Source organism: Archangium violaceum Cb vi76, from assembly GCF_000733295.1.
Classification (GTDB): domain Bacteria; phylum Myxococcota; class Myxococcia; order Myxococcales; family Myxococcaceae; genus Archangium; species Archangium violaceum.
Genome location: NZ_JPMI01000378.1, coordinates 74,683 through 90,380 on the forward strand (window position 1 = coordinate 74,683; position 15,698 = coordinate 90,380).

At 71.8% G+C, this 15,698-nt stretch carries 13 protein-coding genes; 11 read left to right on the forward strand and 2 right to left on the reverse strand.

The window, feature by feature from the left end:
* The first annotated feature begins 55 nt into the window (after window positions 1-55).
* From Q664_RS63100 to Q664_RS46535, 7 genes are all read left to right on the forward strand, one after another.
* Window positions 56-262, forward strand: a complete 207-nt coding sequence (locus tag Q664_RS63100; protein WP_084610938.1) for an ATP-binding protein — start codon at window positions 56-58, stop codon at window positions 260-262.
* Window positions 234-1,613: a sigma-54-dependent transcriptional regulator gene (locus Q664_RS46510; RefSeq protein WP_043412326.1), complete on the forward strand. Its 1,380-nt coding sequence runs from the start codon at window positions 234-236 to the stop codon at window positions 1,611-1,613. Before Q664_RS63100 ends, Q664_RS46510 begins: the two co-directional genes overlap by 29 nt.
* A 116-nt stretch (window positions 1,614-1,729) precedes the next feature.
* Window positions 1,730-3,430, forward strand: a complete 1,701-nt coding sequence (locus Q664_RS46515; protein ID WP_043412329.1) for a methyl-accepting chemotaxis protein — start codon at window positions 1,730-1,732, stop codon at window positions 3,428-3,430.
* Window positions 3,431-3,442: 12 nt separating this feature from the next.
* Complete coding sequence (locus tag Q664_RS46520; protein WP_043412600.1) at window positions 3,443-4,006, forward strand: chemotaxis protein CheW; 564 nt, start codon at window positions 3,443-3,445, stop codon at window positions 4,004-4,006.
* Between the two features lie 217 nt (window positions 4,007-4,223).
* Window positions 4,224-5,876 (forward strand): chemotaxis protein CheA, encoded by a 1,653-nt coding sequence (locus Q664_RS46525; protein ID WP_043412333.1) that lies wholly within the window; start codon window positions 4,224-4,226, stop codon window positions 5,874-5,876.
* 61 nt (window positions 5,877-5,937) lie between these two features.
* Complete coding sequence (locus Q664_RS46530) at window positions 5,938-6,843, forward strand: CheR family methyltransferase (protein WP_052519559.1); 906 nt, start codon at window positions 5,938-5,940, stop codon at window positions 6,841-6,843.
* A 3-nt stretch (window positions 6,844-6,846) separates the two neighbouring features.
* Window positions 6,847-7,935, forward strand: coding sequence for a protein-glutamate methylesterase/protein-glutamine glutaminase (locus Q664_RS46535; RefSeq protein WP_043412340.1), 1,089 nt, complete (start codon window positions 6,847-6,849; stop codon window positions 7,933-7,935).
* A gap of 189 nt (window positions 7,936-8,124) precedes the next feature.
* Here Q664_RS46535 and Q664_RS46540 read toward each other — a convergent pair whose 3' ends face one another.
* Window positions 8,125-8,469, reverse strand: a complete 345-nt coding sequence (locus Q664_RS46540) for a carboxymuconolactone decarboxylase family protein (protein WP_043412342.1) — start codon at window positions 8,467-8,469, stop codon at window positions 8,125-8,127.
* 30 nt (window positions 8,470-8,499) lie between these two features.
* Window positions 8,500-8,742 (reverse strand): carboxymuconolactone decarboxylase family protein, encoded by a 243-nt coding sequence (locus Q664_RS46545; RefSeq protein ID WP_235217151.1) that lies wholly within the window; start codon window positions 8,740-8,742, stop codon window positions 8,500-8,502.
* A 112-nt stretch (window positions 8,743-8,854) separates the two neighbouring features.
* Here Q664_RS46545 and Q664_RS46550 point away from each other — a divergent pair, with 112 nt between their 5' ends.
* From Q664_RS46550 to Q664_RS46565, 4 genes are all read left to right on the forward strand, one after another.
* Complete coding sequence (locus tag Q664_RS46550; protein WP_152622757.1) at window positions 8,855-10,129, forward strand: hypothetical protein; 1,275 nt, start codon at window positions 8,855-8,857, stop codon at window positions 10,127-10,129.
* Window positions 10,130-10,202: 73 nt separating this feature from the next.
* Window positions 10,203-11,426 (forward strand): TolC family protein, encoded by a 1,224-nt coding sequence (locus Q664_RS46555; RefSeq protein WP_052519560.1) that lies wholly within the window; start codon window positions 10,203-10,205, stop codon window positions 11,424-11,426.
* A complete protein-coding gene (locus Q664_RS46560; protein ID WP_043412349.1) occupies window positions 11,423-12,493 on the forward strand; it encodes an efflux RND transporter periplasmic adaptor subunit in 1,071 nt (356 codons plus the stop codon). The genes Q664_RS46555 and Q664_RS46560 overlap by 4 nt, the downstream gene beginning before the upstream one ends.
* On the forward strand, window positions 12,493-15,615 hold the full coding sequence (locus tag Q664_RS46565) for an efflux RND transporter permease subunit (protein WP_043412352.1): 3,123 nt from the start codon (window positions 12,493-12,495) through the stop codon (window positions 15,613-15,615). Before Q664_RS46560 ends, Q664_RS46565 begins: the two co-directional genes overlap by 1 nt.
* Window positions 15,616-15,698: the final 83 nt, after the last annotated feature.

Here is a 15,698-nt window from a genome sequence, read left to right on the forward strand (position 1 = left end):
TGGCCGGGTCACTCCCGCGAGGCGGAGGGCGGGCGGCGGAGGGCTGGTGGGCGGAATGGCATTCGGGCCCTTCACCGTGGGTGTCACCTCATCCGAGCGTCCTGGCGGAGTGGGCTTGGGTCTTCCCCTCGTCAAACGTATCGTTCAGGAGCATCACGGCCCGGTCTCCGTGGACCATACAGCCGAGGGGGGAGCCGAGGTCCGGGTGTATCTCCCGGCCGAGGGGGAGCCGAGTGCAGAGACGCATTCTGGTAGTCGATGACGAGCCAGCGGTCCGCTTCGGCCTGCGCCACTTCTTCGAGGCCAATGGGGTGGAGGTCGTGGAGGCGCGGACCTGCCGCGAGGCACGCGAGCTCTTCCGCGGCTACCGGCCGGACCTCGTCCTGCTGGACTACCGCCTGGCGGATGGCACCGCGATGGATGTGCTCCCGGAGATGCGGGCGCTGGATCCCTCCGTCCCCGTGCTGGTGCTCACCGCGCACGTCTCCATCGACGCCGCCATCCAGGTGATCAAGCAGGGCGCGGAGCACTTCCTGCCCAAGCCCGTGGAGCTGCCTACCCTGTGGGTGATGGTGGAGCGCCTGCTGGAGGCCCAGCAGACCCGCCGCCAGCAGCAGGCCCAGGCCGCCAGCCGCGCCGAGGAGCTCAACCCCTTCCTCGGCGGCAGCCGCGCCATCCGGGAACTGGAGGCCACCGCCCGCCGTGTGCTGGACAGTGACAGCCCCGTCCTCATCCAGGGCGAGACGGGCTCCGGCAAGGGCGTGCTCGCCCGGTGGCTGCACTTGAATGGCCCCCGGGGTGGGGGCCCCCTCGTCCAGCTCAACTGCGCCGGGTTGCTGCCGCAGTTCCTCGAGACGGAGCTCTTCGGCCACGAGCGCGGCGCCTTCACCAGCGCCGTCAACCGCAAGCAGGGCCTGCTGGAGGTGGCGCACCGCGGCACCGTGTTCCTCGACGAGATTGGCGACATGGACCTGCAGGTGCAGCCCAAGCTCCTCAAGGTGTTGGAGGAGAAGCGCTTCCGCCGGCTGGGCGAGGTGGAGGACCGCTCGGTGGACGTGCGCCTCATCGCCGCCACCCATCACGACCTGGCCGAGTCCGTGCGCACGCACCGCTTCCGCTGCGACCTGTACTTCCGCATCAGCACCCTGCCGCTGCACCTGCCCGCGCTGCGCGAGCGGCCCGAGGACATCCCCGTCATCGCCCGGGACCTGCTCGCCCGGCTGTCCCGCGAGCTGGGCCGCCCCGGGTTGGCGCTCACGCCCCAGGCCGAGGCCGCCTTGCGCGCCTACCCCTGGCCCGGCAACCTGCGCGAGCTGCGCAACGTGCTCGAGCGCGCCGTGCTCCTCTCCTCCACGTCCACCCTGCGTCTGGATGACCTGCGCTTCAACCACGCCATGGCCCGGGCGCTCTCGGCCTCGCCCCCGGAGTCCAAGGCGCCCGTGTCCGAGGCCGCGGAGCTGGACCTGACCCTGCAGGAGGTGGAGCGCCGCCACATCGAGCGGGTGCTCGCCGCCGAGGGCGGGCACGTGGAGCGGGCGGCCAGGCGGCTCGGCATTCCCCGCAGCTCGCTGTACCAGAAGCTCAAGAGCCTGGGCCTCTCGTCCAAAGTCTAGAATCCGGAATCCGGACCCTGGACATGGGCTGGAGTGGCGGCGCTGCTGGTTGTGATTCCGAGGATTTGTCCTCCAAAGGACAATGGCTTGGAAATTGCTCTTGACAGCCCCGCCCCATGACCTGGTTCTACAATCTGAAGATTGCCACCAAGCTGCTCGTCGCCTTCCTGGCCCTGAGCGCCTTCACGCTGCTGCTGGGTTTCTTCGCTCTGCGTCAGATGGAGACGATGAACGACGCGACGGGTGAGGTGACGGACATCCTGGTGCCCGCCCTCTCCGCCGTCTCGGACACCAACACCGACACCTCGGACTTCGTCATCTCCGAGCTGCAACACGTCATGTCGACGGACCCCATGCAGATGGCCCAGTCCGAGCGGGAGATGCAGCAGATGCTGGAGAGCATCAACCAGGGGCTCGCCCGGTACGAGGCCTTCATCCGGCTGGATGAGGAGCGGCGCCTGTACGACAACTTCACCAGGGGCTGGAAGCTGTTCCTGCTAGAGCACGAGAAGGTCATCGCGCTTTCGCGCTCGGGCCAGCAGGAGGCGGCGCGCACCCACTACCACGAGCAATCGCGGCCCGCCTACCTGGCCGCCAACGAGCACATGGAGGGGCTGGTGGTCGTCCTCCAGAAGGCCTCGAAGCGGGCCTCGGACTACTCGGATGCCACGCATGCTCTCGCGCGGGGGTGGATCCTCTCCGCCATGGGCGCCAGCCTGCTCATCGGCCTGCTGCTCAGCATCCTCATCGCCCGGGCCATCTCCCGGCCGCTGAACGATGCGGTGCAGGTGGCGGACCGCATCGCGGAGGGGGACCTCACCGTCCGTATCGTCTCGGAGACGCAGGACGAGGCGGGCCGGTTGATGGCGGCCCTGCAGCGCATGGTGCAGAAGCTCGCCCAGATCATCGGCGAGGTGCGCGAGGGCGCCGGTGCGCTCGCCTCGGCCTCCTCCCAGGTGTCCGCCTCCTCGCAGAGCCTGTCGCAGGGCACCAGCGAGCAGGCCAGCAGCGTGGAGGAGACCACCTCCAGCCTGGAGCAGATGACGGCCAGCATCACGCAGAACCGCGGCCATGGCCGGCAGATGGAGCAGATGGCCGTGCAGGGCGCCCGGGACGCGGAGGAGGGCGGCCGGGCGGTGAAGGAGACGGTGGCGGCCATGGGCTCCATCGCGGAGAAGATCTCCATCATCGAGGAGATCGCCTACCAGACGAACCTGCTGGCGTTGAACGCGGCGATTGAAGCGGCGAGGGCGGGGGAGCACGGCAAGGGCTTCGCGGTGGTGGCCACGGAGGTGCGCAAGCTGGCGGAGCGGAGCCGGACGGCGGCCAAGGAGATTTCCGGGCTGGCGACGAGCAGCGTGAAGGTGGCGACGCGCTCGGGACAGTTGCTGGAGGAGCTGGTGCCCAACATCCGCAAGACGGCGGACCTGGTGCAGGAGGTGGTGGCCGCCTCGGCGGAGCAGACCAGCGGCGTCACGCAGATGAACAAGGCGATGCAGCACGTGGACCAGGTGACGCAGCGCAACGCGTCGGCGTCCGAGGAGCTGGCGTCCACGGCGGAGGAGCTGTCCTCCCAGGCGGAGGCGCTCAGCCAGTTGGTGGCCTTCTTCCGCACGGTGGAGGGCTCCGAGCGCGCCTGGCGCCCGGGAACCCGGCCCCCGGTGGGCGGGCACTTCGCGGGGGCGGCCCACTCCGCGGGGCATGGGCTGAAGGCGGTGGCGGGTGCGCTCGCCCACCCTGGAGCCCCGGCGCCTCGCGCCTCCGCCCCTGTTTCCGCCGCGCTCCCAGACGAGGACCGCGAGTTCAAGCGCTTCTAGGTGCCCGCCGCGATGAATACACAGACACCCGCCGCCTCCTCGCAGTACCTCAGCTTCATCCTCGCCGGGGAGGAGTACGCGCTCGGAATCCTGCAGGTGAAGGAGATCATCGAATACGACACCGTGACACGCGTGCCGGGAACGCCGGCGTGGGTGAGGGGGGTGTTCAACCTGAGGGGCAGCGTGGTGCCGGTGGTGGACCTGGCGGTGAAGCTGGGGATGGTGCCGTCGGTGCTCAGCCGGTGGAGCTGCATCGTGGTGGTGGAGGTGAAGCTGGGCCAGGAGCGGATCGTGCTGGGGCTGCTGGCGGACGCCATCGGGCAGGTGATGGAGCTGGAGCCCGGGGCGGTGATGCCGCCGCCGTCCTTCGGAACGCCCATCCACGGGGACTACCTGCTGGGCATGGGGCGGGTGGGAACGAGCAAGAAGTTCGTCCTGCTGCTGGACATCGACCACGTGCTCAGCACCCAGGAGGTGTTGGCGGCCAGCGCGCTCAAGGCCCCGGTGGAGGCGGCCGAGCCGCCCGCGGTGGCTCCCGAGACGGGCGTCACGGCCTCTTCCAGCGCGCCCAGGTAGCTCCCCAAGGCCCGTTGAGGGCGGACGGGTTCCCTGGCAGTCGCTTCGCCGCTCGCTCTCCGTGATGGCGGCACGGGGAAACAGGGCCCGTGTCTGGATTCTGGAATCCGGAATCCGGATGTTGGACATGGCGCGCCAGTCCAGAGCGCCGGGACGCAATTCCGGGGAGTTGTCACCCGCTGAACAATGGCGTGGGGATTGCTGTTGACTCCGGCAGATGAATCCCGAGTTGGAGAAGGTTCACGCCGTCTTCCTCACCGAGACGGAAGAGCAGCTCGTCAGCCTGGAGCAGGAGCTGTTGGCGCTGGAGGCGTCTCCCGGACCGGAGACCTTGCGAGCGGTCTTCCGCACCGTCCACACCCTGAAGGGCGGCACCGCCGTCATGGGCTACTCGGCGGCGGTGGAGCTGGCCCATACGCTGGAGGAGCTGCTCACCCGGCTGGAGGCCGGGGTGCTGGTGCTGCACTCGGGGCTGGGGACGTTGCTGCTGCAATCGGTGGATGCGCTGCGCGAGCTGGTGGGCCTGCGGCCCGTGACCGAGCCGGACCTGCGCCTGCCGGCCAGCGACGTGCATGGCCTGCTGGCCTCCACGGTCGCGGCGTCCCGGCCCGTCTCCTCGGGCCCGGCGCAGGCGGGCGCGGAGTGGCACGGGCCGACCAGCGCCGAGCCCGCCGAGCCGGCCCCGTCCCGGGAGCGCACGCTGCGCGTGGGACTGGACCGGCTGGACCGGATGCTGGACCTGACGGGGGAGATCGCCATCGCCCGAGGGCGGCTCACCCCCATGCTGGCCCAGGCGCACCGCTACACGCCCGAGCAACTGCTGGAGGCGCACCGCGAGGCGGACGGGCTCTACCTGGACCTGCAGGAGCTGGTGATGAAGGTGCGGATGGTGCCCGTGGGCCGCACCTTCCAGCCCTTCACGCGCACGGTGAGGGACCTGTGCCTGGCCACGGGCAAGCGGGTGCGGCTGGAGATGAGCGGCCAGGAGGTGGAGGTGGACACCACCGTCACCGAGCTCATCCGCGACCCGCTCACCCACCTCATCCGCAACGCGATGGACCACGGCATGGAGACGCCCGAGGTCCGCGAGGCGCAGGGCAAGGAGCCCACCGGCACGCTCGCGCTGCGCGCCTTCCACGAGGCGGGCAGCATCGTCATCCAGGTGTCCGAGGACGGGGCCGGGCTGGACCGGGCGCGCATCCTGGCGCGGGCGCGCGCGCGCGGGCTGGTGGGCCCCGAGGAGGTGCCGGAGGACGACGCGCTCTTCCAGGTCATCTTCGAGCCGGGCTTCTCCACCGCCGAGCGCGTCACGGAGCTGTCGGGACGGGGCGTGGGCATGGACGTGGTGAAGCGCAACGTGGAACTGCTGCGCGGCACCATCTGCGTGGACACGACGCCCGGCAAGGGCACCACGTTCAGCCTGCGTCTGCCGCTCACCCTCTCCATCATCGAGGGCTTCTCGGTGGGGACGGGGGAGGAGACGTACGTGATTCCGCTGGAGCACGTGGTGGAGTGCGTGGAGCTGCCGCCCGGCGAGAGCCGCCCCGGGCGCACCGGCATCTTCAACCTGCGGGGCGAGCCGCTGCCCTACCTGCGCCTGCGCGAGCACTTCTCGCTCGGAGGAGAATCGCCACCGCGCGAGAGCATCGTCGTCATCGGCCACGGCAGGGGCCTGGCGGGTCTCGCCGTGGACACGCTGCTCGGCCAGGGCCAGACGGTCATCAAGCCCCTGGGCAAGCCGTGCCAGGGCCTGCCCGGACTGGCCGGCTCCACCCTGCTCGGAGATGGCCGCGTGGCCCTCATCCTGGACGTGCCCGCGCTCCTCCAACAGGCCTTGAAGGCCGTCCCCCCCGCGGCCGCCGTGGCCTGACCGCCGTTCCCCGCTCACGCCGTCATGAACTGGTTCAACAACACATGAAGGAGAGTGCGGCGTGAGCGAGACCCAGAGGGCAGTGGACACCCCCGTGCCGCCGCGAGAGTCCGCGCCGCCCACGGAGCGGGAGTTCGCCGGGTACCAGCGGCTCGTCTACCGCGAGGCGGGCATCTGGCTGTCCGAAGCGAAGAAGGCGCTGCTGGTGGGGCGGGTGTCGCGGCGGCTGCGCGAGTTGGGGGGGCTGTCGTTCGGCGCCTACCTGCGGCGCGTGGAGGAGGACGAGGCGGAGCGGGTGCGGTTGCTGGACGCCCTCTGCACGCACGAGACGCACTTCTTCCGCGAGCCCCGGCACTTCGAGCTGCTGGAGCGCGAGGTGTTGCCCCGGTGGCGGGAGAGTGGAGACACCGGCTCGGGCGAGGGGCGCCGGGTGCGGGTGTGGAGCGCGGGGTGCTCCTCGGGCGAGGAGCCCTTCTCCCTGGCCATGGTGCTGCGCCACCACCTGCCGGCCGAGGAGGGCTGGGACATCCACATCCTGGCGACGGACCTGTCCACGCGCGTGCTGGAGCGGGCGCGCCAGGCGCTCTGGCCGGTGGACAAGGCGGAGGAGATTCCGAGGAGCTACCTCCGCTCGTACATGCTGCGCGGGGTGGGCAGCCAGGAAGGGAAGATGAAGGCGGGCCCGGAGCTGCGCTCGCTGGTGCGCTTCCAGCGGGTGAACCTGAATGACGGGCAGGGCGTGGTGGGGCGTTTCGAGCTCATCTTCTGCCGCAACGTGCTCATCTACTTCGACACGGCCTCGAAGACGCGGGCGGTGGAGCGGCTGTTGAGCCACCTGTCCCCCCATGGGCTGTTGTTCCTCGGACACTCCGAGAGTCTCACGGGCCCCGGATGGGGCGTGCGCACGGTGATTCCCACCGTCTACGCGCCGAGACCCTTGACCCGGGAGGCCACCCGGCGAGGGTGAGGCATGGCTTCCGTGTTGCGCGTGCTCGTGGTGGATGACTCGGCGGTGGTGCGTCAGGGGGTGCTCACGCTCCTGCAGCACGTTCCGGGCATGGTGGTGGAGGTGGCGTCGGATCCCCTCATCGCGAAGCAGAAGATGAAGAGCCAGCGGCCGGACGTCATCCTGTTGGATTTGGAGATGCCGCGCATGGATGGGCTGACGTTCCTGCGCGAGCTGATGCGGGAGGACGAGCCCGTGCCGGTGGTGGTGTGCTCGGGGCTGGCGGGGCCGGGCTCGGAGACGGCGGTGCGCGCGCTGCAGGAGGGCGCGTTGGAGATCATCGCCAAGCCGCAGCTGGGCGTCGGGGAGTTCCTGCGCGAGTCCCGGGCGCGGCTGGTGCAGGCGTTGCGCAACGCGGCCCGGGCCCGTTCCCGGCTGGTGCGGCGGGGGACTCCCGTGAAGGAGGAGCCGGAGCGTCCGGAACGCCTCGCGCGCCCCGAGCGGCCGCCGCCCTCGATGCTCACGGTGACGACGGACATGGTGGTGGCGGTGGGCGCCTCCACGGGAGGCACGGAAGCGCTGCGGCAGTTGTTGGAGCGGATGCCTCCGGACTGCCCGGGCATCGTCATCGTGCAGCACATGCCGGAGCAGTTCACGTCGGCCTTCGCGAAGCGGCTCCACGAGTTGTGCCGCATCGAGGTGAAGGAGGCGGAGCAGGGAGACCGGGTGCAGCAGGGCAGGGCGCTCATCGCGCCAGGCAACCGGCACCTGCGGGTGAGGCGCAGCGGCGGCCACTACCAGGTGGAGTTGATGGACGGAGGGCGGGTGTCCGGCCACAAGCCGAGCGTGGACGTGCTGTTCCAGTCGGTGGCGCGGGCGGCGGGGGAGAACGCCGTCGGCGTGCTGCTGACGGGGATGGGCGAGGACGGCGCGGACGGCCTGCTGGTGATGAAGCAGGCCGGAGCGGAGACGCTCGCGCAGGACGAGGCGAGCTGTGTGGTGTTCGGGATGCCGCGGGCGGCCATCCAACGTGGCGCGGTGGACGAGGTCGTCTCCATCAGGGGCATGACGGACGCGGTGCTGCGCCGCGCCCGCCGCGTCCGCGTGCACTGAGCCCCTTCAGGTAGAACCTCGAATATATCCCCTCGAATATTTCCCCTCTCCCCTCGGGAGAGGGACGGGGTGAGGGTGCCTGGGCCCCGGGTTGAACCCCCTGTCCACACCGAGGGCCACGGGTTGAAAGAACGGGCTCGGATACCCTCACCCCAACCCTCTCCCGGGGGGAGAGGGAGCATCAGGAAATCAGGGCGCCTTCTTCTCTCCTCCCGCCGGTGGGGGCGCGACATAGCCCCCCTTGGAGAGCCGCTCGGCGCTGCGCTCGTAGACCTCGACGGGGTGCTCGCGCACACCCGTGGCATCCGCCCACCGGTTGTAGAAGTTGAAGAGCGCGCAGACGGTGATGGCGTCGTAGACCGCCTCGTCCGTCCAGCCCGCCGCCTTCACGGCCTCCACGTCCTCCTCGCGGATGTGCTCCGCCTCGCGATTCACCTTCTCCAGGAAACGGAACAACACCCGCTCGGCCTCCGGAATGGGAGCCGTGTCGGGGTTCTCCAGGACGGCCTGGACCTTCTGCTCATCGCCCAGCATTCGCGCCGCGACCGCGGCGTGGGAGTTCGTTCAAAATACGCACTGGTTGCGCCGCGAGGTGAAGGCGGCGATCAGCTCGCGCATGCCCGCGGGCAGCGGCGAGGGCCCGCGCATCGCCGCCTGGGTGAACTGCGTCAGCGCCTCCGTCATCTCCGGCTTGAACGCCAACAGGTGCCAGAGGCCGGAGGGCGGCGCTCCGCTGCTCCGTGCGCGCCGGATGAGCTCCGAGTAGGAGCCATTGCCTTCGTGCTTCTCGATGTCCTTGAGGAACATGCGCTCCAGTGTACCAGAGTGGGCCGGAGTGCCCGAGCCGGGCCCGTCACGAGGGCGGCCGGGACACACCCAGGGTTCAACCCTTCCGTCAGCTGGTGCAAGCTGGCCCGCCATGAACCCCACTGTCTCGGTATTGGTGTTGTCGTTGCTGGGCGCTCCGCCCGCTTCTTCCCAGGACCCGCTCTGCGCGAAGCGCGAGCCCTGCCGCGTCGTGGAGACGCTCGACGCGGGCAAGGACGCACAGGGCCGCTCCCTCCAGGTGAAGCACCTGTCTCTCGGCTGGGCGGACGCGGACACGTCCGCTGACTTCGTCGGGCGCAAGTTCGGCCCGGGCAGCCGCAAGCAGGAAGGTTCCCGCGAGGAGGGCCAGTGCGAGGCCCTCGAGTGGTGGCTGGTGCGCCCGTCCCAGCCCGCCCAGCTCCTGCTGTCCGTGTGCAATGACGGCTATGGCTCCGCGGGCGTGGGTGAGGACCTGGTGACGGTGGCGGACAACCGCTTCACGCACGAGCAGAGCGGTGGCAGCCGCCAGCGCTGGTCCGTCTCGCGCACGTTGCAGCTCTCCCCGCTGCGGCAGGTCATCGAGGGCCACCGGAGCACCGACGGCATGGACGCGGAGCAGAAGGAGAGCGGTGACTACTGGGACGCCGAGCAGCTGCGTGGCGAGGTCGTCCGGGCCGCTCCCGAGTGCGAGCCGGGCCAGGCCTCGCTGGGAGAGCGGACGCTGCCGTTCCTGCCCCAGGTGCAGGTGGACAAGGCGTACCTGGAGGGCGGGTGGAAGCAGGCGGGGCTCGGCGCGTGTGGCTTCGAGGCGGGCAACTTCCTGCTGGGCACCCAGAACGACCCGAAGGACGCGGGGCTGAAGGCGCTGCTGGTGGCGCCGGACACCCTGCTCGTCGAGGTGCGGGACAACAAGTGGACGGGCCCGAGCGCGAAGTGGCTCAACGATGACCACGTGGAGCTCTGGCTGGCTCCTCAGCCGCCCCAGGAGCTCACCGGCTGTGGCAAGCCCGCGGCCGCGCAGTTGCCCTCGCAGTGGGGCATCCGCGTCGCCGATGGCAAGGTGTTCCCGGCCTTCGGCTCGCCCAGGCAGACGCTCCAGGTGGAGCGCGCCGAGCTGCCCGGCAAGCAGGGCTACCGGATGAAGCTGAAGCTGCCCACGCCCTTCCAGGCCATCAGCGTCGTCTACAGCGACAGCGACAGCGGGAAGAAGCAGGAGCGGATGCTCGCCACCAGCGCGGTGAAGTTCGGCCGGCCCGAGACGCTCAACCCCGTGCGCGTGGTGCCTCCGGCGGAGGCCACGTGCGCCGTGAAGAATGGCGAGCTCGCCGTGGTGCCCGGGCCGGCGAAGAAGACGGAGCCCGACGTCGCCGTCCTGCGCATGGAGTAGCTCGGCCGGACTCTGAGAAACCTCTCAGAGTCCTCTCAAGCGGTCCGGACGCGCGGCCTTTACGGTGCGCGTCATGGTTGCCGTCCTCGCCGCGCTCGTGTTGGCCGTCTCGCCCCCGGAGCTCTCTCCCCTGACCTTCGAGGAGGCGCTCGCGCTCGCCGGGCGAACCCCTGGTCCCGAGAGCGCCGCCCGAGCCGCCGAGGTCCGCCGCTCGGAAGGCACGCGTCTCTCTCCCTTCGTCTTCAACCCTCAAGTCACCGTCGAGCCCGGCTATCGCCAGCGCGCGGACGAGCGCGGCGCGGACCTGCGCGTGGGCGTGAGCCAGACCTTCAGCCTCTCGGGCCAGGCGGGCGCGCGGAACACCGCCGTCCGCGCCGAGGAGGCCGTGCTCGACGCCGAGGCCCGCGCCGTCCTGCTCTCGCGCCGGCTCGCCATCGCCGAGGCGTGGTTGCGGCTCTGGGCCGCCGAGCAGGCCATCGTCCAGAGCGCGCACGAGCTGAAGCTGGCCACTTCCTTTCGCGATGCGGTGCAGGGGGCCGCGAAGCTGGGCGCCTCCACGAAGCTGGAGCTGGCCGAGGCCGGTGCGTACCTCGCCGAGGCCCGGCTCGCCGAGCTGGACGCGGAGGGGCAGGTGGCCGAGCGCCGCGTGGCGCTGGCGATGTTGCTCGGCGGGGACCCCTCGCGCCCCCTCCAGGCCACCGGTGCGCTGCCCGAGGTGGAGCTGCCCCCGGACGCGGAGTGGGTACCCCTGGTGGCGCGGGCCTCCCAATTGCCGGAGGCGGCGGCGCGGACGCTCGGGGCCCAACTGGAGCGGGCACGCGCGGCCGAGGCCCACTCCTCCCGAGGCACCCTGCTGCAGGTGGGCGTCGCCGGGCTGCGCGAGTATGACGGGGCGGCCGGTGGGGCGCTCACGCTGACGCTCACGCCGTCCCTCTTCGAGCGCGGAGAGCGGGACCGGGGCACGTTGCTGGCCTCCGCCGAGCGCCTCGAGGGCGAGGCCCGTGACGCCGGCCACCGCGCCGCCGCCGGACTGGCCCTCGCCCTCCATGAGGTGGAGCACTCGCGCGAGGTGCTGGCGGCGCTGCGGGGAGCGCTGCTGCCCTCCGCCGAGGAGGCCGCCCGGCTGCGCGAGCTCCTCTTCCAATCCGGGGACTCCACCGTCCCCGAGGTGGTGCTGGCGCGCCGTGCGCTGGCCGCCGCCCGCATCCGTCTGGGCCACGCCCGCGCCGGGGAGACCTGGGCGCGCGTGAGGGCCCGCTTCTTCCTCGACGCTCTCTCCGGAGTCTCCACGCCATGAGCCGTTCCGCGCTCCTCTCCTCCGTCCTCCTGCTGGGCGCGGCCCTCGGCTGCTCCTCGCCTCCCGCTCCGGCCGCGGCGCCTCCGCCCGCGCGCTCCAGCGCGCGCACCGCCTGGGTGCACCCGCGTCCTCCCCGGGGCGTTCCCCTCACGGAGGCCCCCGCCCTCGTGCTTCCCCACCCCGAGGGCGCCGCGGCGCTCGGCCTGCCCTTCAAGGGGAGTGTCACCCGCATCGCCGTGAGGCCCGGCCAGAAGGTGCGCAAGGGCGAGGTGCTCGTCGAGGTGCTCATGCCCGAGGTGGTGCGGGCCGCCGGTGAGTACGCGGCCGCTTCCCTGCGCCGCGAGGCCCATGAGCGTCGCACGGCGCAATTGAAGGCGCTCCAGGAGCAGGGCATGGCCCGCGTCTTCGAGCTGGCCGAGGCCGAGGCGAATCTGGCCGAGGCCCGCGCGGCGCAGCAGGGCGCGCGGGCGCTGTTGAAGGTGGCGGGGCTGGAGGGCTCGGCGGCGGCCGGGGTGGCGCAGCGGGGCTCGGTGGCGCTGCGCAGCCCGGTGGACGGCGTCGTCACCGTGGTGGACGCGGTGCTGGGGCAGACGCACGAGGGGGGCTCGGCGCCGCTGGTGCGCGTGGCGGGCGAGGGTCCCGCGCGGCTGGAGGCCCGGCTCTCGCTCACGTTGCCGGAGGACACCGCCTTCGAGTTCTCCGCGCCGGGCCTCGGGGCCGTGCCGGTGCGGCTGGTGGGGCGTGCGCCCTCGGTGGACGTGAGGGATGGCACCCTGGCCGCGTGGTTCGAGCCCGAGCCGGCGCGCTCCCTGCCCTCGGGCCTGCAGGGCACGCTGCGGGTGAGGGCGGACGGGCTGCCGGAGGTGAAGGTGGTGCCCGCGCGGGCCCTGTTGCTGGAGGGCCGTGAGGTGGCGGTGCTGGTGCGCGAGGGCGAGGGCCACCGCCGCCAGCCGGTGAAGGTGGTGGGGCAGTCCGGCGCGGACGCGCTGGTGCTCGGGCCGTTGAAGGAGTCGGACTCGGTGGCGGCCGACGCGGCGAGCGTGCCGGTCTCGGGAGGGCAGGGGTGATGATGGAGCGACTGGTACGTGGCTCGGTGAAGCACCGCGGTTGGACGTTGGGGCTCACGGCGCTGTTCGCCGTGCTGGCCTCGGTGGTGGCGGCGAGGATGGAGCTGGACGCGCTGCCGGACATCACCACCAACCAGGTGCTGGTGCTCACCCGCGCTCCGGGCATGACGCCCGAGGAGGTGGAGCGGCTGGTGACGCGGCCGGTGGAGACGGGGCTCGGCGGCGTGCCGGGGCTCGAGGAGCACCGCAGCCTGTCGCGCTACGGCATCTCCTCGGTGACGGCCGTCTTCGGGGACGGCGTGGACCCGTACCGCGCGCGCCAACTGGTGCAGGAGCGGTTGAATGCGCTGGCGGGCGGGCTGCCCCCGGGCGTGGAGGCGCCGGAGCTGGGACCCCTCACGGGAGGCCTGGGCGAAATCTTCCACTTCACCGTCAGCTCGTCCCAGCGCACGGAGGCGGAGCTGCTGGAGCTGGCGGAGCTGCGGGTGGCGCCGCTGCTGCGCGGAGTGCCGGGCGTGGTGGAGGTGAACAACTGGGGAGGGCAGCAGCGCACGCTGGAGGTGCGCGCGGATCCGGTGAAGCTGGCGCAGCGGGGGCTGACGCTGGAGGAGCTGCGGCGGGCGCTGGAGGACGTGTCGGGCAGCGCGCCCGGGGCGAGCCTCGTGACGGGAGACCGGCAGGTGCTGGTGCGCGCGGTGGCGCGTCCCCCCGGCCCGAGCGAGCTGGGCGGCGCGGTGGTGCGGGGCGCGGACGGCCGGACGGTGCGGCTCGCGGACGTGGCCGAGGTGGTGCCGGGTGCCCTGCCGCGCATCGGCACGGCGACGTCCAACGGCCGGGGCGAGACGGTGTACGTGATGGTGCAGATGCTGCGCGGGGCCAACGCGCTGGACGTGCTGGAGGGCCTGCACGCGCGGATGGGGCAGGTGCGCGAGGCGCTCCCCGGGGACGTGCGGGTGGACGAGGTGTACGACCGGAGCACGCTGGTGCGCGGCACGCTGCGCACGGTGGCGAAGAACCTGCTGGAGGGAGGCCTGCTGGTGATGGGGGTGCTCTTCCTGCTGTTGGGCAGCCTCCGGGCGGGGCTGGTGGTGGCCTCGGCGATTCCGCTGTCCATGCTGGGGGCGGCGGTGGGCATGGTGCTGCTGGGGATTCCGGGCAACCTGATGAGCCTGGGGGCCATCGACTTCGGCCTGCTGGTGGACGGCGCGGTGGTGATGGTGGAGGCCGTCTTCCACCACGTGGGGCACGAGCGGGCGGGCCGGGGCGAGTGGCGCGAGAAGGTGTCTCGGGTGACGGGCTCGGTGGCGCGGCCGGTGTTCTTCTCGGTGCTCATCATCCTGCTCGTCTACGTGCCCATCCTGGCGCTCAGTGGGGTGGACGGGAAGATGTTCCGCCCCATGGCGGTGACGGTGATGCTGGCGCTGGCCACCTCGCTGGTGCTGTCGCTCACCTTCATTCCGGCGATGGCCAGCCTGGTGCTGCGCCCCCAGGACGTGCCCGAGCATCCGCCCCTGCTGGTGCGCTTCTTCGACACGGTGTACCGGCCGGTGTTGAACCACATGGTGCACCACCCGCGCCGGGTGGCGCTCGCGGCGGCGGTGCTGCTCGCGCTGGGCGTGGGCCTCTTCCTGCGCGCGGGCAGCGAGTTCGCCCCGCAGCTGGACGAGGGGGACATGGTGGTGCAGACGACGCGCACGGCGGACATCAGCCTGGAGGCGGCGGCGCGCGAGGCGGAGCACCTGGAGGCGGTGCTGCTCGAGCACATCCCCGAGGTGACGCAGGTGGTGTCGCGCGTGGGCAGCCCGGCGGTGGCCACCGACATCATGGGCCTGGAGCAGGCGGACGTCTTCATCCAGTTGAAGCCGCATGCGCAATGGCGGCCGGGCCTCACCCGCGAGGCGCTCATCGAGGAGATGGCGGCCGTGCTGGAGGCGCGGGCCCCGGGCAGTGAGCCGTCCTTCACGCAGCCCATTCAAATGCGCTTCAACGAGCTGCTGGGGGGCTCGGTGACGGACGTGGCGGTGAGCGTGTACGGGGAGGACCTGGGCGAGCTGCGGCGGCTGGCCGAGCAGGTGGCGGCGGAGGTGGGCCGGGAGCCCGGGGCGGCGGACGTGCGGGTGCTGGCTCCGCCGGAGGTGTCGATGCTGGAGGTGGTGCCGCGCCCGCTGGAGGCGGCTCGCGTGGGCTTCAGCGTGCGCGAGGTGCTGGAGGCGGTGCAGGCGGTGCGCACCGGGTTGGAGGTGGGGGCCACGTATGACGGGGCGGTGCGGATTCCCATCCTGCTGCGGTTGTCGGGCGCCGAGGGGGCCTTCTCGCTGGCGGAATTGCCGCTGCCGGCGGCTTCCGGCGGCACGGTGCCGCTGTCGCGGGTGGCGGAGGTGAAGCTCGTCTCCACGCCCGGCCTGGTGAGCCGGCAGGACGGACAGCGCCGGCTGGTGGTGGGCTTCAACGTGCGCGGCGCGGACCTGGGCACGGTGGTGGAGCATGCGCGGGCGAGGGTGGCCTCCACGGTCCGCCTGCCGGACGGTTACCGCCTGGAATGGGGCGGCCAGTACGAGACGCTGAGGGAGGCGGCGCGGCGGCTCTCGCTCGTCATCCCCGCGGTGCTGGTGCTCATCGTGGCCGTGCTCTGGCTGACCTTCCAGCGCCTGCGTCCGGCCCTCATCATCTTCACCAACGTGCCCTTCGCGTGCGTGGGAGGCGTGGTGGCGCTCATGCTGCGGGGAATGCCGGTGTCCATCTCCGCGGCCATCGGCTTCATCGCCCTGTCGGGCATCGCGGTGCTCAACGGCGTGGTGCTGATGTCGAGGCTGCTGCACCACGAGGCGAGCGGCCTGCCGGTGAAGGAGGCGGTGCTGCTGGCGGCCCAGGAGCGCTCGCGGCCGGTGCTGATGACGGCGCTGGTGGCGGCGCTGGGCTTCGTGCCGATGATGCTGGCCACCGGGGTGGGCGCCGAGGTGCAGCGCCCGCTGGCCACCGTGGTGGTGGGGGGCCTGGTGACGTCCACGCTGCTGACGCTCGTCATCCTCCCGTCGCTCTACCCGTGGTTCGCGGGAGCGCGCACGGGGACGGCCGGGAGCGCTGAGCTCCACCCGGAGGGCCCTCGGGAAGCCACCGCGTGAAGCCTCCGGGGTGCGGCGGGCGCTGGCCCGGAAGCATCCGCCGCCGGCCTGAAAAACCCGTTTAGGGGACGGTATCCCACATG